The organism is Arthrobacter sp. 260, assembly GCF_013116745.1.
Taxonomy (GTDB): domain Bacteria; phylum Actinomycetota; class Actinomycetes; order Actinomycetales; family Micrococcaceae; genus Arthrobacter_D.
This window is the reverse complement of the sequence record NZ_JABFOE010000020.1, coordinates 30,382-48,980: the sequence shown is the minus strand read 5'-3', so window position 1 is coordinate 48,980 and position 18,599 is coordinate 30,382. Positions and strand designations below refer to the sequence as shown.

The 18,599-nt window shown below is 59.5% G+C and carries 16 protein-coding genes and 1 riboswitch; of the genes, 7 read left to right on the top strand and 9 right to left on the bottom strand.

Annotated features, from left to right (window positions below; translation table 11 throughout):
• Positions 1 to 232: 232 nt before the first annotated feature.
• The 4 genes from HMI57_RS17355 to HMI57_RS17340 all read left to right on the top strand — a co-directional run bounded on the left by HMI57_RS17355 (position 233) and on the right by HMI57_RS17340 (position 6,080).
• Positions 233 to 1,288 (top strand): PDDEXK nuclease domain-containing protein, encoded by a 1,056-nt coding sequence (locus HMI57_RS17355; protein WP_171587249.1) that lies wholly within the window; start codon positions 233 to 235, stop codon positions 1,286 to 1,288.
• Positions 1,289 to 2,944: 1,656 nt separating this feature from the next.
• Positions 2,945 to 4,096 (top strand): IS30 family transposase, encoded by a 1,152-nt coding sequence (locus HMI57_RS17350; RefSeq protein WP_228721182.1) that lies wholly within the window; start codon positions 2,945 to 2,947, stop codon positions 4,094 to 4,096.
• A gap of 649 nt (positions 4,097 to 4,745) precedes the next feature.
• Complete coding sequence (locus HMI57_RS17345; RefSeq protein ID WP_171587248.1) at positions 4,746 to 5,381, top strand: DUF305 domain-containing protein; 636 nt, start codon at positions 4,746 to 4,748, stop codon at positions 5,379 to 5,381.
• Positions 5,382 to 5,435: 54 nt separating this feature from the next.
• A complete protein-coding gene (locus HMI57_RS17340; RefSeq protein WP_171587247.1) occupies positions 5,436 to 6,080 on the top strand; it encodes a DUF3105 domain-containing protein in 645 nt (214 codons plus the stop codon).
• Positions 6,081 to 6,237: 157 nt separating this feature from the next.
• On the opposite strand, the gene HMI57_RS17335 is transcribed toward HMI57_RS17340, so the two are convergent.
• Genes HMI57_RS17335 through HMI57_RS17325 form a run of 3 tightly spaced genes read right to left on the bottom strand, consistent with a single transcriptional unit; the run spans position 6,238 to position 9,082 of the window.
• The gene (locus HMI57_RS17335; RefSeq protein ID WP_228721181.1) at positions 6,238 to 7,725 is read right to left on the bottom strand and encodes an FAD-dependent oxidoreductase; all 1,488 of its coding nucleotides are present in this window, start codon (positions 7,723 to 7,725) and stop codon (positions 6,238 to 6,240) included.
• Between the two features lie 26 nt (positions 7,726 to 7,751).
• On the bottom strand, positions 7,752 to 8,624 hold the full coding sequence (locus tag HMI57_RS17330; RefSeq protein ID WP_171587245.1) for an FAD:protein FMN transferase: 873 nt from the start codon (positions 8,622 to 8,624) through the stop codon (positions 7,752 to 7,754).
• Positions 8,621 to 9,082 carry an FMN-binding protein gene (locus HMI57_RS17325; RefSeq protein WP_346655257.1) on the bottom strand — a complete coding sequence of 154 codons (462 nt, stop codon included), beginning with the start codon at positions 9,080 to 9,082 and terminating at the stop codon, positions 8,621 to 8,623. Before HMI57_RS17325 ends, HMI57_RS17330 begins: the two co-directional genes overlap by 4 nt.
• Positions 9,083 to 9,417: 335 nt before the next feature.
• On the opposite strand from HMI57_RS17325, the gene HMI57_RS17320 reads away from it, so the two are divergent.
• A complete protein-coding gene (locus HMI57_RS17320; RefSeq protein ID WP_346655256.1) occupies positions 9,418 to 9,978 on the top strand; it encodes a DUF3093 domain-containing protein in 561 nt (186 codons plus the stop codon).
• A gap of 218 nt (positions 9,979 to 10,196) precedes the next feature.
• Here HMI57_RS17320 and HMI57_RS17315 read toward each other — a convergent pair whose 3' ends face one another.
• Together HMI57_RS17315 and HMI57_RS17310 are read right to left on the bottom strand one after the other, a co-directional pair.
• The gene (locus tag HMI57_RS17315) at positions 10,197 to 10,988 is read right to left on the bottom strand and encodes a metal-dependent transcriptional regulator (RefSeq protein ID WP_171587244.1); all 792 of its coding nucleotides are present in this window, start codon (positions 10,986 to 10,988) and stop codon (positions 10,197 to 10,199) included.
• A gap of 85 nt (positions 10,989 to 11,073) precedes the next feature.
• A complete protein-coding gene (locus HMI57_RS17310; RefSeq protein WP_171587243.1) occupies positions 11,074 to 12,351 on the bottom strand; it encodes an Nramp family divalent metal transporter in 1,278 nt (425 codons plus the stop codon).
• Between the two features lie 473 nt (positions 12,352 to 12,824).
• Here HMI57_RS17310 and HMI57_RS17305 point away from each other — a divergent pair, with 473 nt between their 5' ends.
• On the top strand, positions 12,825 to 13,604 hold the full coding sequence (locus HMI57_RS17305; RefSeq protein WP_171587242.1) for a CHRD domain-containing protein: 780 nt from the start codon (positions 12,825 to 12,827) through the stop codon (positions 13,602 to 13,604).
• 443 nt (positions 13,605 to 14,047) lie between these two features.
• Here HMI57_RS17305 and HMI57_RS17300 read toward each other — a convergent pair whose 3' ends face one another.
• Both HMI57_RS17300 and HMI57_RS17295 read right to left on the bottom strand, forming a co-directional pair.
• Complete coding sequence (locus HMI57_RS17300) at positions 14,048 to 14,206, bottom strand: hypothetical protein (RefSeq protein WP_171587241.1); 159 nt, start codon at positions 14,204 to 14,206, stop codon at positions 14,048 to 14,050.
• A 198-nt stretch (positions 14,207 to 14,404) separates the two neighbouring features.
• Positions 14,405 to 15,277: a LysM peptidoglycan-binding domain-containing protein gene (locus tag HMI57_RS17295; RefSeq protein WP_171587240.1), complete on the bottom strand. Its 873-nt coding sequence runs from the start codon at positions 15,275 to 15,277 to the stop codon at positions 14,405 to 14,407.
• A 3-nt stretch (positions 15,278 to 15,280) separates the two neighbouring features.
• Positions 15,281 to 15,494, bottom strand: a riboswitch (cyclic di-AMP (ydaO/yuaA leader).
• A gap of 314 nt (positions 15,495 to 15,808) precedes the next feature.
• Between HMI57_RS17295 and HMI57_RS19460 the strand changes: the two genes are divergently transcribed.
• On the top strand, positions 15,809 to 16,225 hold the full coding sequence (locus HMI57_RS19460) for a metal-sensitive transcriptional regulator (protein WP_346655255.1): 417 nt from the start codon (positions 15,809 to 15,811) through the stop codon (positions 16,223 to 16,225).
• A 111-nt stretch (positions 16,226 to 16,336) separates the two neighbouring features.
• Here HMI57_RS19460 and HMI57_RS17285 read toward each other — a convergent pair whose 3' ends face one another.
• The gene (locus HMI57_RS17285) at positions 16,337 to 17,188 is read right to left on the bottom strand and encodes a F510_1955 family glycosylhydrolase (RefSeq protein ID WP_346655254.1); all 852 of its coding nucleotides are present in this window, start codon (positions 17,186 to 17,188) and stop codon (positions 16,337 to 16,339) included.
• 135 nt (positions 17,189 to 17,323) lie between these two features.
• A complete protein-coding gene (locus HMI57_RS17280; protein ID WP_171587237.1) occupies positions 17,324 to 17,965 on the bottom strand; it encodes a DUF305 domain-containing protein in 642 nt (213 codons plus the stop codon).
• Positions 17,966 to 18,599: the final 634 nt, after the last annotated feature.

Genomic DNA, 18,599 nt, shown 5'->3' with positions numbered 1-18,599 from the left:
TGACTCTATTCTCGATTCCAAGGTCAGAAGCCTCCAACAAACCCAGGGCGGTTCATATGGCAAGACTCCTAAACGTACGCGACACAAGCGCTGAGCCTCCCGGACTGGTGAACGTTCGCCCGGCACTCTTTCTTGGTCACTACCTAGGCCGATAACACCTGATACGTCAGTCCGGGCCCTGGCTCAGCCTGACGATTCGCGGCAATGTCGCTGCGCTCGGGACAATGAATCCATGACATCTGCTGACCTTGTTCTTCCCGATGGTTACGACCAGACTCTCGTTGCTCTGAAAGTGCGCGTTCGTGATGCCCGTCTCCGAGCCCAGCGCACAGTTAACACTGAGCTGATCGAGCTGTACTGGTCGATTGGCCGGGAAATATTGGTTAGGCAGGACCAGCAGGGCTGGGGAACCAAAGTTATTAGCCGGCTTGCTGAGGACCTCCGAGAGGAGTTCCCCGATATGAAAGGCTTCTCGCCGCGGAACCTGCAATATATGACGACGTTTGCCCGGGAATGGGGTGGGGATTCAATTGCGCCACAGCTTGTGGCGCAATTGCCTTGGGGGCACATCCGAACAATCCTCGACAAGTCCCTTCCCCCGGGAGCACGGGACTGGTACGCCGCAGCTGCGGTTGAGTACGGGTGGTCGCGGAACGTGTTGCTGAACATGATCATGAACAAGTCCATGGATCGCACCGGGGCGGCCCCGTCGAACTTCACCCGGAGCCTCTCCCCCACAGACTCCGAACTCGCGCAGCAGGTCGCTAAAGACCCCTACGCCTTCGAATTCCTGGGACTGAGCGGCGAGGTAGCCGAAAGAGACCTCGAGCGGGCTCTGACAGAGCGGATCGTTGACACGTTACGGGAACTCGGCGCGGGCTTCGCGTTCGTCGGCAGGCAGGTCCACTTCGACGTCGGCGGGGACGACTTTTACATCGATCTGCTGTTCTTCCACGTCGAACAGCTGCGGTACTTCGTGATCGAACTCAAAACCGGCAAATTCCAGCCCGAATACGCCGGGAAACTGAACTTCTACGTCGCCCTGGTCGATGACAAACTCAAACTCCCCACACACCGCGAAACCGTCGGGATCCTCATCTGCGGCAGCAAAAACGAGCACACCGTCCGATACGCCCTAGGACGAGCGGATTCACCCATGGCCGTGTCCACCTACACCTACGAATCCCTCCCCGCAGGAGAGAAGGAAGCCCTTCCTGGAGCTGACGAACTCAGCGCGGCATTCGACCAGCTCGAAGTCCCCATGGCCCGACAGATTAGGGCCGAATAGTCTTTCCGACACCGTAAGATAGCAATACTCTGTGGGTCGTGTTCATTCCAGCCATTACCGTGGAGAAAGACCCCGATGACTGGGGTCCGTGCTTTTCCAAAGCGGCATGAACGCTGACGTACCTGCACGTTTTTCAGGCCAGTAGGGACGCTAGCGAATAGGTCGGAGCGGCTCGCCGGCTCTCGCCCCGAGGAACCACTCCGACCTGTATCAGCGGACGGTTTACCGCTTGAACGGTTCCCGAACAGCGTGAGCGATGGACATGCGTGGACCTTCGTATGAAGGCTGGCAGGCACTTCCGATCAAAAACTCAGTCTGACGTTGAGACCGTGCAGGGGTTTCGCTCCCCTGTGGTTTACAGTACGACGCCGAGGCTCGATCTCATACGAGTAGTACTACTTGATTTCAGGCACTCATCTACTTGCTTTCGATGCAATTAAGAAAGCAATAGAAGGACAGTCGAAGTCTTCCCTAACCCTTCTCACTCTTCATGCGAATGCCGATAACGTTCTAATACGTCAGCCTCGGAGCACGAATCGTGCCCGGAGATTCCCGATCCTGTACCCGTGTCTACAGCATCGCACGAGACTCCTGTATAGCCCTGAGGGCGGGGGTTCGTGGTTCAGTCCGATACTGAAACACAGAAACACGTATAGGCAGAAATACGTGCCCTCGGAAGTATGGCGTCATTTTCGTAGCGCTTTGATCTACCAAGAGGGACATTTCCCCTGCTTCAGGACCCTGCGGTGTCTAACGCTTGGAGGAACTCTTCATCTCTCGCCATGAGGAGGGGATAGCAATATTCTGTGGTCGTGGCCCTTCCAGCCAACACCGTAGAAGAGGACCCCGACGACTGGGGTCCGTGCATCTCCACGGCCGAGTGGAGGCTCATGTATCTGCGTGGGCTGACTATCAACCAGATATCCCTGCATTGCCGAGTACCGAAAGAACGTGTCCGCCAAGTCATTCGACATTTCGAACGTACCCAGCCGGATCTGGCCTGCAAACGACTCATACTCCACAACCGCCCAGCTCCCCCAACGGCTGCAGATCTGTGGCGGAAACCACCACGGCCCTCTTGGGACTGCTGGTTAATACGAGCGAGGGAGTTCCGCCACCAACACGGGCGGATGCCGCGCATCTTATCGGATGATCCTGGCGAACGGGGTCTCGCGACATGGGTTGCCGGGCAGCGAAAGCAGCTCCGCAGAGGAAAAATGAGTGGTGCGCGGCAGGAACTGATACGGGCAGCTCTTGGAGACTGGGTAGGCATCCCGCGTCCAGTGTCCGAAAGCAGTCAGTGGGATCGACGCCTGGCCGAAGTAGCTGATGTGCTCGCCCGAAAGGGACACCCACCCAGATACGGGAAACAAAACGAGCGAACCGAGAACACTTTGGCGACCTGGTTAGTCACCCAACGCGCACTCCTACGCCGCCGAGGCCTCGATCCGGACCGGAGAATGCGACTAGACGAACAGATTCCGGGATGGGACTGTCAGTGATGGTCGAATAGTGAGCCGTTTTGCGGGCTTGGCGTCTAGCGGTCGTTGCAACACCTGACTACAAGGAGTTGCAACTATGGCCGTGATGAAACGAGCTCGAAGGGCTCGTGGAGCACCTCCGAAGAACGCTGCGCGTGCTCACTATGATCAGCTGATGAAACAGGGAATGGGCAATTCTGAAGCCTGCCGGATTGTCGGGATCAGCCGAAGCTCGGGAACGCGGTGGCGGCACGGCCATACCGCCGTCTCAAAGACAGGGGTGGTCACGAAGTACCCGCCGATCTCACGGCGAAAGCCATCGGTCATCTCGGCGCGTTTCCTCTCGGAGACGGACCGAATCACCATCGCGGACCTGCTCCATGCCAGGCGCAGCGTCCGAGCCATTGCTAGGGAGCTTGGGCGCAGTCCCTCGACCGTGAGCCGAGAGATCCGGCGCAACACCCACCATCCCTCCGGGAGCTACAGGCCGCGGACAGCCCAGCGCAGCGCCGAACGCAGGAGAAGCCGTCCACGGCTCGGGAAGATCGCCGCCAGCGCAGAGCTGACAGAGTTCGTGAGGACACACCTCCTCGAACGCTGGAGCCCACGCCAGATCAGCAACCGGCTCCGGTCCGAGTTCCCCGGCCGCACCGAGATGCAGGTCGTCCCCGAAACCGTCTATCAAGCCCTGTATGGCCGAGGAAGCCTCGATCTTACGGTCAACCCTGCGCTGACTCTGCGAACCGGACGAACTGGACGCCGACCTCGCAGGAGGAAAGAACACCGCACCAAACGCTTCCCCGACATGGTGATGATCCGCGACAGATCAGCCGAGGCCACGAACCGGCTAGTGCCTGGCCATTGGGAAGGGGACCTCATCATCGGGAAGGGCAGCCGATCGGCGATCGGAACACTCGTGGAACGCACCACACGATTCACGATCCTCGTGCATCTAGCCGGCAACAGAGGAGCAGAGAACCTCCGTGACCGCCTGGCCGAGTCGATGACCGTGGTCCCGGCGCATCTACGTAAATCACTGACCTGGGATCAAGGTACCGAGATGGCGTGCCATCAGGACTTCACCCGCCGGACCCTCATTCCGGTCTACTTCTGCGATCCCGCAAGCCCCTGGCAACGCGGCTCCAACGAGAACACCAACGGCCTACTCCGCCAGTACTTTCCCAAAGGGACAGACCTAGCGACTCACACCATCGAAGACCTCGCCCGGGTCGCTGATCAGCTTAACCGCCGACCGCGAGAAATCCTCGGCTGGCAAAGCCCCGCAGAGCAACTCGCTAGACTCATCTCACCACCGACAGACTCATAAACTGTTGCAACGACCGCTGAAATCCGCCGCCGTCACAATGGCTCAATTTTCGACCGTCACCGACAGGGACACCAGTTGGCGATAAAAACCGCTACACAACACCCCGCCCACAAACGTAGGTACGCGACTGACTCAAACGGTCACCAGTAACGAGACGAACCCATCCGCGTGTCTACTTCGGTTCGTTCGGTTCATCTTCGGCGTCTCTGAATCCATCGTTCTAGGTCAGCGACAGTACTGCCGCAAATGGGTCAAAAACCGTCACGTGAGTCCTCAGCGTAGGCCTCATACAAGAGGGATCAACCCGGCCAAACATCACTCCCAGTAATGGAGAATCCCGCTACCCCGGTCTTCGGTCTCCAGTTAAGCTTCTTGTTCTGATAAAGAAGGAGAACCGCCCCACCCATTGCCTGGCACCCATTTGCGGTTTCTTCCCAACCTCACAGTAGTGGGTGTTGACTGCGCCTTTTTAGTAACGACCGAGGAACCACTTGTTACTTCTACACAGCATAGAATTATAGGACGATAAACCCTTGTCGCCCCTCAGAATGCAAGTGCCCTAGGGGGTATTTCATGCGGCAGTTGTGGAACCTTGGCTGTGGTGCAGCACGTTGAGAAGATGAAATGACAACGAGTGAGGAAAAGGTAGATGACGCTGCACTTGGAGACACGGCAGAAGCGCCTGCTCATTGTCCTGGCCGGAGCTCTGGTGGTCTGCATTCTTGCCTTGGCGTTCGTGGCTGGTCGGGTGGGCACTGGCCCGCAATACCCGGCGGCTAATAGCGCGGACGCTGGGTTCGCCCGCGATATGCAGGTCCACCACGCACAGGCGGTGGAAATGTCCCGCTTGATACGTGACCGCACTGACAGTGAGGTAGTCCGGACCATTGCCTATGATGTCGCAATGACCCAGCAGCATCAGATCGGCCAGATGTATGCCTGGCTCGAAGAATGGGGATTGCCGCAGAGCTCCGGTGAACCCACTATGGCATGGATGGCGGGGGGCATGGACCATGGCAATGAAGGCGGAATGCTGGGAGACACCGGGTTGATGCCTGGGATGGCTACCCCTGAGCAGATCTCCGAGCTATCGGACGCTTCAGGCGCCGAAGCGGAGCGCCTGTATTTGACCCTGATGATCGCTCACCACACGGCGGGCGCGGACATGGCCCAAGCGGGAGCGGAACTGGTCCAGGAGCCGCGGGTCAGGGTTGCCGCCGAGAAAATGGTGGCGTCCCAGGTGGCTGAAATAGCCGCTATGGAGGACCTGCTGGATGAGCTGTAGCGCCCCCGACTGTACATTCACTTTAATCACACTTACTGAAAAAGGATTCACGCGTTGAACAAGAAGCCAGTCCAGGACAATGCCGACCGCCAGGCGCGGTTGAAAGCCATTCAGTCAAAGCAACGGGCTAGTGATCGCCGGCGCACCACGTTGTTCCTCGGCAGTATCGGTGCAGTTGTTGTCGCCATTGTCGTTTCCGTGACCATCGTGATTGTGGGTCAGGTGCAGGAAAATCAGCGCATTGAAGCTCTCGCTAGCCAGCCGATCGAAGGTATTGAGGAATATGAAGACCTCACCTTCAATCACATCGAAGGTCCGGTCGAGTACGAACAGTCACCGCCCGTTGGTGGGGATCACAATGCTATCTGGACCAACTGTGGCGTCTATACCTCTGAGATTCCCAACGAGAACACCGTTCATTCAATGGAGCACGGCGCGGTCTGGATTACCTACCAGCCCGACCTTCCCCAGGCGGAGGTTGACACCCTGACCGATTTGGTGGGCTCCAGCGGATACGTGTTGTTAAGCCCTAACGCGGAGCAGGAAACCCCCGTGATGGTGAGTGCCTGGAGCATTCAGCTTGGCATGGATTCAGCCGATGACAGCCGACTCCCAGTGTTCCTCGAACGGTACATTCAGGGTGAACAGAGTCGCGAGCCGGGCGCCGCCTGCACCGGCGGAATCACTCCCGCAGCCTAGTTGTAGTGCCCTGACCACCTCACTAAACAAAAGGGTCTCCGTCCGGCTGGAACAACCGCTTTCAGGTCAGCCGAGAGGAGACCCTACGCATTCTTCGCACAGTGCATCCCAAGGCAAGACTGGGGATGCTTTCTAGCTCACCAACGACTTCTCTGACCTAGTAGCCGAGGAAGGCGTCGGTCCGGATCGATTTTCCGCCGGCTTCGCGGATCACGAGTTTGGCATGGGCCAGGGTTGTTGGTGACCCAGAAATGTACGCGTGCCGCCGGTCCACGTCGGGTATGAGCGAGCGCAGATCCTTGGCTGTGGGAAAGCCTGTGCCTCCATGGATCCAGCCTTCCGGAAGTGGTCCGGGGTTGCCTGGACAGAACAGAATTACTCGTGATCGCGATAGCTCGTCGACATAGCCGAGCTCGGTCGGTGTGCTGACAACGTAGACGAGAACGATGTCGCGGCCTTGGTCCGTCCCTTCCATAGACCGCAATTGGCTGAGGAAGGGCGTCACTCCGATTCCGCCGGCGAGTAACATGAGCGGCACCGCGGGGTTCGCGGGCAGCACGAAGTCGCCGGCAACCATGGTGGCATTTACGGATGCGCCGGGACGCAGGTTCAACAGCGCCGATTTGAAGGAACTTGGGGGATCTGAAAGGCGAAGGCCGAAACGGACCGAGGCGTCCCCGGGTGAAGAACTGATACTGAAAATGCGACGGATTCCGCGCCGGTCCGGTCGGGCGTGTGGCAGCGTGAGCTCCATATATTGTCCGGGCTTGAACCGCACAGGCTTCGCTGGTGCAAAGGAAACCTCAACGCTCGTAGGAGTGAGCTGCCGTGATTCTGTATAACGAAGACGGATACGGCGCCGTTGGCCCATAGTGAAGGCGACAGCATTCCCAATGAGGAGTGCGTACTCCGGCCCGATGAATACTGGTCCAATACTGATTTGCAGGGACAGAACTATGGCTACGAGGGCGGCGACCAGTAGTTGCTGCCAACGTCTGGGCGGCAGTGTGAGGGGCTCGGTCAGCATGAACCCTAGCAGGAAGAGCACTGGGTAGGACACGAGGACCAGCTGCAGTGCGCTGGCGGGATCCGTGCCGCCGGCGGTTAGGCGCATCACGAGGATTCCGACGGCCAGGACAAGGAACACGGCGCCCATGGTGAGCTTCCGTGTTCGGTACAGAATCACGATTGTGCACAGCAGCACGACTGGCAACATTGCGGGATTGGCAGCCCACCAGGCTGCGGCTCCTAGTCCTAGCAGCGTCACCGCTGCGGCGCCGAAAGCGGCGGGATTGAAGATGTGTCGGCCACGAAAGGCAACCAGGTACTTCGAGGCAGCCGCGATCAGTCCCGCCGCCGCAATTCCACCAACACCAGCGGCGGCATCGGAGGGAAACATCACGAAGAAGAGCAGCAACCCCGTAATGAGTGATGACTCAGTGTGGGGACGCGTCCGGACGATCATCGCCATCATTCTGGTGCCGCCCCACGAGGTGACCACGGCGGCCGCCAGCGTGGCACCCAACTCTTTCGGGCTGAAGGCCAGGAGCCCCAGTCCAGACAGGACAAACGCATAGGCCGCGAGGACCAGGAGCAGTGCCAGAACCAGCCGGTACATCGTGACGCGCCCGAGGAAAGTATCCAATCTGGTAAGCCAATTCAGCTGTCCGATCATGAGAACAACGCTCCTGCCAGTGACGATGAGTAGTGCGCCCGGCCCTCGGAGGTAATCCGAACGTAGTCAAATTCGAACTCGGCCAGCAGCACGTCGGGCGGAACAAAGAAAAGGGCCGTGGCCAGCGCATCGGCGATGAGAGCACTATCAGCTAGTACCCAGGTAGCTACGACTGTATCGACGCACCGCCCGGTGGTGGCATCCAGGACATGGTGGAGGCCGTCTGCCCAGCGGCGCCTGTTGGAGGCGGAGGCACACAGCGCCCGGTTCTGCAGCGTCACCACACCGATGGCCGAGTCCGGGGTGTACGGATGTTCAAGCGCGACCCGGAGAGCTGAGGGACCGACGGCCAGCATGTCCCCACCGGCATCGATGGTGTGTTGCGGATAGCCGGCCCTCCGCAGCGACTCCGACACGAGGTCAACGAGCTGTCCCTTGCCTGCCGCTCCTACATCGATCGTGACCGGCAAGGTGGACCGGATGATCGTTCCGTCCCACTGGAAGGTCTCGTCCCAAGCCGTCGCCGGGACAGGTGCGCCGCGCGGCATGAAGGAGTAGCCTGCGTCGTACCCCAGCTGTTCCAGCGAACCGCCGACCAGCGGCGACATCGCGCCGTTGGTAAGGCTGTACAGGGTGCGGTAGAGGGATCCTAAAGCTTCACCGGAAGGCGGAAGGGTGATGCTGCCGCCTTCCGTGAGTACAAAGACACGCGAGTCACGACGGAATCGTGAGTAGACGGCGTCGTATTCCTCGATCACGGCGGCCACGGCGGCACGGGCCTCCGGCGATAGCTTCGCCGGAGTGTCGATCTGCCAGACCGTACCGATGGCGTCGAAGCTGAACCGCCCAGGGCAGCCCGTGGGGCTCACTGTGCGGCTTCGCGCTTGATCTGTTCGATCGCGTCGTTGAAGCCGCCGCTGGTCAAGGAGGACCCGGATACCTTATCGACGCTCAGCTCAGATAAAGGGGTCCCGACAATTTGTCCCCCGATTCCGCTACTGAACTTGCCTTGGTAGAGCTCGGTGGTGGGGTTGCTCGGCATCGGCTCGGTCTGCACATCGCTGACACTGCCCGATGCGAGCGTGATCGTCACCCCTAGCGACTCCTCACCGCCGGGGGTCTGGTAGGACCCCGTCGCCGAGTACGAACCGTCCGTGAAATCGTTGCTCTCAGCGCTGCCGGTAGCCGGCTCGGCGGCGTTGGCGGCATCTCCTCCGGCGCCGGAGGACGTCGGCGGACTGGCTGCGCACGCAGCGGAGCCCAGGAGGGAGGCGGTAGCGAGACCCGCCAGGACCCAACGCTGGTGGGGTTTCTTGACGTCGATCACGGAATCTCCTCGGTAGGGTGTGGCAGCCTTCTGCTCCCGTATAGTTCTCGTGCACATGATTCGGTTCGTCCTACCGCAAAGATGGGTGTCCTCCTCCAGTAGACGTACAAGACGAACACACACCCGAACCAAACACGGGCTGCGGTGGGGCATCCGCCCGTCCGCATGAAACCGCGGGCCAGCAACGTCACCACCGCACTGCTCAGAGAAGTTTCCGTCCCGCTCTGCGGGATGAAACAATCTAAGTCACCTTCAACTTCACTATCGTCAACGTCCATTCCTCCGGGCTCTACTCATACTCCGGACTATAAGGACCCACCATCAAAGGATTTGTAGTGAAACGCAGGCCTCACGCCCGGAACATCAAGGGGACCGCCCTTGATGAAGCGAATCTGTCCGAGGGCACGGCAGAATCCTCTCCTACCGGCATCAAGCAAGACCACTATGGGGATGAGTCAGTTCTCTACATGGAACGTCTCAGTCCGACCGTCGGAGTCTGGGCCATCACCGTGGCCCTGTCCTTTGTCCCCTCGGTGATTTTTGTGCCCATCGACATAACTATCGGGATCATCGCCTCGGTCATCACCCTGATGGTGCTTGTTTTTGCCATGGTCATGTCAACTCCGAAGATTCTCGTGACCGCCTCTTCCCTTCGAGTTGGCAGGGCACAGATAGATCGGACTTATGTCGGCCATGTGGAGGGTTTTAGCAAAGCGGAAGCCACCACCGAGCGCGGACCAAACCTTCACGGGTTGACCTACCTTTGCATCCGCGGATGGATCGACCCAGTCGTTAAAATCGAGATAACGGACCCTGAGGACCGCACCCCCTACTGGCTCGCATCATCACGCTACCCCGATGCACTAGTTGAGCTACTCACTGAAAAAACCGGCTAGAAGATGGCGGTGACCGGCCCGATTATTGGGCCGGTCATCCAGAATGAGTGCGCGAACGTTGCAGTCACATTGTTTTTCAGGCTTGTCCTGAAGACATTGCCGGGAAACGCCCACTATGAAATCCCTGCTGGCCGCTGGGATCTTATGTAGCTGCGACGTGACCACATTTTCACCACCGTCGTTGAGGCGGGCGCCTGTTGCCCATGGCAATTACACGTCTAATGGAGCTCGTCTACCGTCTGACTTGGCGCACTACCGGGACGTTTCAGGAGGCCTGGGTCTGATGCGGTAATCCAGATGATGTCGGCACCTGAGCCGGGGAGTTCGATAATCTTTCCTGAGTTATTAATCGAGATGAAGATAGTGGTCTTGCTGAACTGGTGAACTTGAACATGAGCGCCAGGCCGCATGTTGTGAGAGGCCAACAGCCGCAGTAAATCGGGGTCTCGGTCGCTAATCCGAAGTACGGTCCCCTCATCGTCTGGGTGAGCATTACTGAGGAGAGTGAAGTTCGGTCTTCTGGTGTGGCCCTGAACGGTGGGGATCGGGTCTCCGTGGGGGTCGTGTTCGGGATTACCCAGTCGGTCATCAATGGCTATGAGGAGCTTGTCAGAGATGGAGTGCTCCAGAACTTCCGCTTCATCATGCACCTCATCCCAGGAATAGCCCATCTCATTCACGAGCCAAGTCTCGACTATCCGGTGGCGCCGGACTACGGCAACGGCACGAGAGTGACCTTCAGCGGTGAGGAGCAGCGGCCCATAGGGTTTGTGTTCGACGAGGCCACTCGCGGCAAGCTTTTTCACCATTCCGGTGACCGATGCTGGCGATATTCTCAGCATTGAAGCCAGAACGGAAGGCGTGATCGGATCACTCTGCCACTCGGTGTGTTGATAAATCGTTTTAAGGTAATCCTCGATCGCCGCGTCCGCAGGTCGTCCCTGTCTCCGGGCTCTGTGATGGCCCGCCCTCGATTCCAGCGGGACAGCGATGCGTCCGGTATCTCCCATAAGGCTCAATCATACGTTTGAGCGATGTTTAGCCCCCCGGCAGCGTAAGCGAGATTGCTGAGGCGACCGGGTTGAGATCTCTTCTCTAGGACGCGGTGAAGATGAGGTAAAGCAGGGTAATGTTTAAAGTCACTAGGAGCAAGGAGACAATCGCTCCAAGGGCCGTTGTCCACCAGCGGCTTCGGTGGTGGCCCATCACGGAGCTTTGGGCACTCAACCAGACCAGAGGGATCAGGGCGAACGGTATACCGAAGGAAAGGACCACTTGGCTCAGGATTAGGGCCCAGGTGGGATCAATACCAAGAACAAGAATCAGCAGGGCCGGAATGAGGGTGACAAGGCGCCGCAGGAGAATCGGCACACGGACCCGCAGCAGCCCATGCATGATCTCTGCGCCGGCATAGGCACCAACAGAGCTCGAGGCCAACCCCGAGGCCAGCAACCCAAGGGCAAAGATAGTGGCAACGACGCTCCCCATGGCGGTAGCGATCGCCGCGTGGGCGCCCTCCAGCGTGTCGGTTCCTTCAACTCCTTGAAGCGAGGTCGCCGCAAGCAGCAGGATCGCAAGGTTCACCGCCCCGGCTATCACCAGTGCAATCGTGACGTCCCATCTAGTGGCCCATAGAAGCCGACTAGTTGGTATGCCAGATAGCCGGTCGGGGAAACGGTCTCGGGCCAGGGCCGAATGAGCGTAAATCGCGTGCGGCATGATGGTGGCACCCAAGATCGAAGCGGCCAGAAGGACAGATTCGCTGCCGTCGAAGCTGGGGACGAGACCGCCAATGACCTCCGTAGCTTCGGGAGGGTGCAGGACCACACCAGTGGAAAACCCGATAACCACGATCAGCATGAGCGAAATGATGACGCGCTCAAAAGTTTTTTGGCGTCCACTGCCCTGCAGAAGGAGTACGACGAGGGACACGACGCCGGTAATTATTCCACCCAAGGGGAGAGGCAACCCAAAAAGAAGGGCCAGCGCGATCGCACCACCGACGATCTCTGCGATGTCCGTGGCCATAGCCACTAGCTCGGCCTGGGCCCAGAACAAACGCCGGGCCCATTTCGATCCGATCCTCTCGCCCAGAATTTCCGGCAAACTCTTGCCGGTAACGATTCCGAGCTTCGCGGAGAGGTACTGCACCAGCCACGCCATGGTGTTGGCCAGGACAACAACCCAGACTAAAAGGAAGCCGAAGGTGGCCCCGGCGGTCATGTTGCTGGCAACATTTCCTGGGTCGAGATAGGCTACGCCAGCGACCAAGGCTGGACCTAGAAGCCAGACGAGCCGCTGGCCGGTCATGGCGCCTGGCTCAGAAGCCTCATCAGACGGCGATTCCTGCGATGACGCGCTAGAGCGGAACATACGTCAAGATACCATTTTTAGCCGTACCTAAAAATCTTTTTTTGGGTGAGGTTACCAGGTTCGCCTACATTATGTTGACGACTTTAGTGGTTCGCTTCTCGCCAGCTCACCTACCGGCGAGGGACTCTCGACGAACATGCGTGTGCTTCAGGACAACGTGACGTAGACATAGAAGCGCCGGAAAACACATGCGATGGAGGTCGCTTGTCGTGTTTCCCGGCGCTTCTGGTTCGGACGCGAACGCCCAGTAAATAATCACTCGCACTAGAGGATAGGAAAAATGATACAGCGGGTTTCTGCGATTTACCTGAGAATGTGGCGTAGTAGCCGCGCATACGACCTCGAAGCAGAAAATTTCCCCAGAGGGTCCCAGAAACGTTTATACGTGGCCCATCCTTTTCCCCGAGTGTTACGAATCACAATAAGACGCGTCCAGTCAGGACGCGCGATCGCCGCACAGAAGGATCTATCGAATGAATAAGAAGATGCGCCTCCTCGCAGTCCCCGTCCTCGCCCTTGGCACCGTTGCCATGGCAGGCGCCCCCGCCATGGCCGATCACGCCACTGGCTCCTACTCCTCAAACCTCGGGCAGCTCAACGGCACCACCGGCACCGGTACCGTCACCGTTGACGTCGAAGGCACCACCGCCACAGTGAACCTCGAAGTTTCCGGCCTCGCCGAAACCTTCATGGACGGACCCTACCCACACGTCCAGCACATCCACGGCCTCGCCATGGGTACCTGCCCCACTGGCGCTGACGACGCCAACGCTGACGGGATCGTCAGCGTTACCGAAGGCGCAGCCAAGTACGGCGGAATCCAGACCACGCTGACCACCTCGGGCGCCACCGGACCTGAAGAAGGCCTCAACCTGGCCCTCGCCGGCCAGGGTGGAAGCTACACCATCCAGCGGTCCTTCGAAATCAACCAGGGCACCCAGGACGCACTCGACGCTGGCACCGCTGTCGTCGTCGTTCACGGCCTGGATCCCGCCACCGCCGGTGTCTCCGAGGAAGTCTTCAACTCCCCGAGTGACCTCGACCCAGCACTACCCCTCGGCGCAACCTCACCAGCCCTCTGTGGAAACCTCGCAGCATCACAAATGGGAGCCATGCCAGAAGGCGGAGCCGACACCGGAGTCGCCCAGGAAAGCGGCTCCAACCTAACCATGATCGCCCTCGGAGGCGGCCTTGTCCTGGCAGCAGCAGCCGGCGGAACCTTCATGGTTCGCCGCAGCAACGCCAAGGCATAACAGCACCAACATCACGAACTGACCGGCCACACCTTTTAGGTCATCAGTTCACCAGCGGCCGCCGCGGGAACCATTCGGTTCCTGCGGCGGTCGCTTTTTTATCTTTGGCACATACGCACCGTGCATCGCCACGCTTTGCCGCACTGAATGCGTGCACAACCATTACCGGGCCAAGCCCCGTTCGGCTGCGCGCCCTTTGCCTTTGGTAATCGTTTTTCTCGCAACTGGTGTTGATTGAGGACGAATCTGCACAGCGGCGCTCGGGTGCGTGCCTTGGTGCGCGTCAGCAACTAACCTGGCGTGCACTGCTTCGCGGTCGTTGTTGCCCTCCAGAGCGGTTACAAGGTTGTTGCGGCGCTCTGCGGTATCCCACCCCGCTTGCTCAGGCTCCGTAAAACGTACGCGGCCCTCCCTGTTTGCGCCGGCTACCGCCGCTCCGATCACTACTTCATCGCCGTGGGCTGCGGCAGCGGAGCGCTCGACTTCAGCCTCCTGACGTGCCGCCTGGGCCCGGGCGACGGGGCGCGGTAGGCCGCGATCAACTCGATCAATTCGTCGACTGTTTCCGTGATGATGTAGGTGGTGCCTTCGACCATCGTCATCCGCCGACACCGGAGCGGGGATGTAGCGGAGGTACAAGTAGAAAGAATTCCGGCGAGGTCAGGGGATCATTGAGGCCCAGCGTCCGCGATTGGGTTAGACGATGTTGAAAACGCCGAACACAAAAGTGGCAGGTGTCCTCCGTCCTGGACACCTGCCACTTTGATCAGTTTACGGAGTGTTTCCGTAGGGCCGCGATGTTAGCCGTTGACTCGCACGAAGTAAGAACCGGCGAGATCGGATAGTGGGTGTTCGATGGTCTGGTTTGAACCGTTCATACCGCTGCTGATCACCTTGTCGTTCCCAACGTAGATCGCGATGTGGCCGGGGCGGACGACAAGGTCGCCCGGGGCTGGGGTTGAGACCCTGGTCCCGTACTGGTCGAACTGCAGGGGTCCGAGGTCGCCAACATTCAGGCCAATGGAGCGCAATGCCTGCTCCACGAGGATGGTGCAGTCCTGGATGGCACCGAGCTGACCATAAGCAGAAGCGACAAGCGCTGCACCCACGCTGCTGGCGGGAACCGACGACGAGCTCTTAGGTGCGATCGGGGTGATGGAACCGGAAGCCAATGACATTACGGCTGGCTCTGCTGCTGGTGCTGGGGCCGGTGCGAGCACTCGGCTCGCATTCGCTGCGGGGACAGTGGCTGGATTAGCTGCCCCGCTCGCACCGCCGGAGAGCTGGATCTGCTGTCCGGGGAAGATGACTGACGCGTATGACAAACCGTTCTGTCCCAACAGGGCATCAAGACTGATGCCGTGGCGTGCCGCGATCGCGCCCATCGTGTCACCGGAGACAACCGTGTAGACATTGGTACCGGCAGGAGCAGCTACAGGGGCGGCGGGCGCTGAAACGGCGGGCGCCTGGGCGGTGTTTGCAGCTTCCTGCGTGTAGGTTCCTGCTTGGGCGGTAGCACCGAAGGAGAAGACGAGGCTGCCGGTCGCTGCTGCGATGATGGCTGGCTTGCCTAGTGCTACAGCATTCGCCTTAGCGGAATAAGACAGGCCCTCTAGGGCGACGGAGTGGGTGGTGGCAGCGCGGTGGCGTGCCGAAATGGTCTTACGTGACATGGTGATTTGCCTCTCCCATGCCTGCGGGGTGAGCTGTCGGGTTCGGATGGGAGTCACCCGGCCGTCCACCATCAGTGCTGTCCCTGCAATCGCGGACGATACGGCAGGTCCTACACTGGCTAGTCGATCGACTTAACCCCGAGGGTCACCGCGTGCGGTGGCCCGGTGGAAACGTGGTTCCCCCGTCCCTGCCATCTGGATTATGCGAACGGGTCCCGGTGCAGCGGCAGGGCTCGGCATTCTGCACGGGAATATGATCTTGACGGGGTGTCAGGACCACTCGGATGAGAATACCCCACCGTGGTATCAAAGTCACGTTAAGGTAACGGCAGCGGATTGCCGCTCCCGTCCCGCCGCACTTTGCAGGCACGCACCGCATAGATGGAACCATTCCGAATCCTGATTGCTCACCCAGCAGGCTGGAGCGTCGTTCATACTTATAGTTGCTGCGCGGAGTGTGTAGTTGGGGACGGACCAACGATCTTATCTGGGTGTAACCGGAATCATTGGTTGGTAATGGGAGGAAAGCACGTGAGCGCCGGATCTGGATCTCGAAGTACGACAGAAGCGCCGAAGGCAGTCCCCACAGAGTTCTCCCCGACGGAGCCACCAGACGAACCACCAGCGACTCATCATCCGGCGGCCGTTCCAGCAGTGCATGGCTATACCCCAGACAAAGCAGCCTATTTGCGGCGCCTGAAGCGCATCGAAGGTCAAGTTCGTGGGATAGCGCGCATGGTCGACGAGGATCAGTACTGCATTGACATCCTCACCCAAGTCGCAGCGGTCAACAGTGCCATGCACGCCGTCAGTCTGGGACTGCTAGAACACCATTTACAACACTGCGTCGTCGACGCAGCCCACGAAGCCGGAACGACCGGATCCACTGAAGCCATCAGCGCGAAAGTCAAGGAAGCAACCCAGGCGATCAGCAGACTGCTGCGCTAACCACAAAGACGCCATTCCAGGCTGCCCGGTACGGTTCAGCTTCTCGTGCGGGTGGTGTTTTCCGACCCGTGGCCACGCACCACTAGAACACGCTTGGAGGGTTCTTCGCGGCTACTGGTGGTTCGACCTGATGTCCATGAAGGTTTGACCGTTGTCGTTGGATACCTGGACACTGTCTTCGGTCGCCACCCAGATCCGCAGTGTGGAGTCATCAAGCATGTGAGTTGCGATCGCGGACGCTTCTCCGGGGGCTGTCCCCCGTTCGACCCAGGTCAGACCAGCGTCACCACTGGTGTGGATCCGGCCATCGGGGGTGATCCCGGCGGCTTTCCCTTCAGAGAGGGCGGTCAACATCAGTAAAGGTGCCCCCGGCACAGCGGCCCACGTCGTGCCGTCGTCGGTGGAGCGTTGCAAGCCTTCCTCGGTGGTTGCCAGAACAATACTGTCCCGCGGTGTTGCCGCCAGGTTGAAAGCAGGAATCTGTTCATCCACGGGTTCCCAGGAGGTTCCGTCGGCGCTGATCCGGAGCTGACCGTCGAAGCCGACTATCCCGCCGTCGGTGGCGGCGAGGGCGTGGAAGTCAGATTCTCCTTGCCTGGACAGCGGTTTCCAGGTCTGGCCCTGGTCGTCGGATCGGATCAAGCCCACCGGGTTGGGTAGGTCAGCTTCCGGGCCGGGATGACCCGAAGCGTAAAATTTGCCGTTCCCTGCCGTGGTGAAACCCATCAGGTCGATGGTCGGTCCGATCTGAATTGCCGGTGACTCAGATACGTCGAACAGCCCGTCGTGGGTTGCCAGGAGCACCCGATTCGAGCCCGGGTCCACACTCATGCCATGGATATGGCCGGCGGGATAATCCTGCGCGCTGGCGGAAGACTCAGAGATTTCGCTGGTGTCCGAGCCTTGCGGGACTTCTGGGGAACAGGCAGTGGCCACTAGGAGACCGACGGTGAGGGCAGCCATTCGAGTAACCCGGTGCGGGCGTGGGACGAGAATTTGGGGGCGAGGCACGGTGATAATCCTTTGGAGTCACAAAAATAGGGGACAGGGCAGGAGGGCCAGATGTCTGGCCCTCCCACCAACGAAACTAGCGCCGGGTTAGAGTTCGGCGAGTAGCGCTTCCATTTCCTGGATTTCGGCCTGCTGGGTTTCCACGATCGTCTCGGCCAGGGCGATCGCTTCAGGGTTCTCGCCGTTGTCGATTTCCTCCTGCGCCATGTCCACTGCCCCGTTGTGGTGTTCGGTCATGGATTCAAGGAACATCCGGGCCGCGTCGTCGCCTTCGGCGGATTCGAGGTCGGCCATCTGATCCTCGTCCATCATCCCGTCCATGCCACCCATGGATCCCATGTCATGCCCGTCCATGCCACCTTCGGGCATGATGGGCCGGTCCCAGGCTTCTAGCCAGCTGGTCATGGTTTCTATTTCGGGGCCCTGCGCATCTTTGATCCTGGTGGCAAGGTCAGTGATCTCGGGGCTGATGCTGTCCTTGGCGAGCATCATGTCGCTCATTTCCACTGCCTGCTGGTGGTGGGGAATCATCATCTGGGCGAACATCGCGTCGGCGTCATTGTGTTCAGTGGACACCTCAGCACCGGATTCGGTTGGCGACGGTGATGATTCCTGGGTGGAAGCGGTCGCCTCGGACGCTGAGGTAGCGGGTTCGTTGCCGCTTCCGCACCCCGCGAGGGTAATGACGGCTGCGACGCTCAATGCTGACAGGGAGAGGTAACGCTTCATGGTGATCTGATCCTTAGTGAATTCATCTGATGAATAGTCTGTAATGGAGCCCATGCTGGGCGTGCAAGCCGTCGGGTGCGCGCAATCGGCGTTCACCACGAAGGCAGGTGCCGGTGTTTTATGTCCGGCTGATACAGAGTTGAATCAGAGAAGGAACAGGGATCGATAGGGGTCGCAGGCGGATCAGCGGCGGGCCCCGGAGGAGCACTGATCCGGGAACGAATTGGCCGGAACGTACCAGGAATGCCAGTGCGGCGACGACGATAACGGCCAGAAGGCACATGCCAAGTGCTATACCCTCATCCCCGCAGGACGCTACGCAACCTTGCGCCGAGTCGCCGGTGCTTTCTTGAAATTCAACAGGGTAGGAATCACTCGTTTGCACTTGATGCGAACCGCCCATAGACGTTGGGGATCCGATATCCGTTGTCGTCGGGTTCGCTGCGACAGCAGCACCGTGAACGGAGTCGCTCTGTGCAGGTGAACCGTGGGCTGTGGGACCGTGGCCGCCCATCCACACATGCATTGCGAGGATCCCGATGATGATGGCGGTAAACCCCAGGAAGGTCAGGGCTGAACGCGACTGATCGAGCATTGCCCGCAACCTGAATGTGCCCATCACCGCCAGTACCCT

What these genes read in the sequence shown, in the direction of transcription:
- HMI57_RS17305 (WP_171587242.1), top strand. Translation starts at nt 12,825, where the DNA reads ATGAATAAGAAGATGCGCCTCCTCGCAGTCCCCGTCCTCGCCCTTGGC.
- HMI57_RS17345 (WP_171587248.1), top strand. Translation starts at nt 4,746, where the DNA reads ATGACGCTGCACTTGGAGACACGGCAGAAGCGCCTGCTCATTGTCCTG.
- HMI57_RS17310 (WP_171587243.1), bottom strand. Translation starts at nt 12,351, where the DNA reads ATGTTCCGCTCTAGCGCGTCATCGCAGGAATCGCCGTCTGATGAGGCT.
- HMI57_RS17350 (WP_228721182.1), top strand. Translation starts at nt 2,945, where the DNA reads ATGAAACAGGGAATGGGCAATTCTGAAGCCTGCCGGATTGTCGGGATC.
- HMI57_RS17315 (WP_171587244.1), bottom strand. Translation starts at nt 10,988, where the DNA reads ATGGGAGATACCGGACGCATCGCTGTCCCGCTGGAATCGAGGGCGGGC.
- HMI57_RS17300 (WP_171587241.1), bottom strand. Translation starts at nt 14,206, where the DNA reads ATGACGATGGTCGAAGGCACCACCTACATCATCACGGAAACAGTCGAC.
- HMI57_RS17355 (WP_171587249.1), top strand. Translation starts at nt 233, where the DNA reads ATGACATCTGCTGACCTTGTTCTTCCCGATGGTTACGACCAGACTCTC.
- HMI57_RS17295 (WP_171587240.1), bottom strand. Translation starts at nt 15,277, where the DNA reads ATGTCACGTAAGACCATTTCGGCACGCCACCGCGCTGCCACCACCCAC.
- HMI57_RS17285 (WP_346655254.1), bottom strand. Translation starts at nt 17,188, where the DNA reads ATGGCTGCCCTCACCGTCGGTCTCCTAGTGGCCACTGCCTGTTCCCCA.
- HMI57_RS17280 (WP_171587237.1), bottom strand. Translation starts at nt 17,965, where the DNA reads ATGAAGCGTTACCTCTCCCTGTCAGCATTGAGCGTCGCAGCCGTCATT.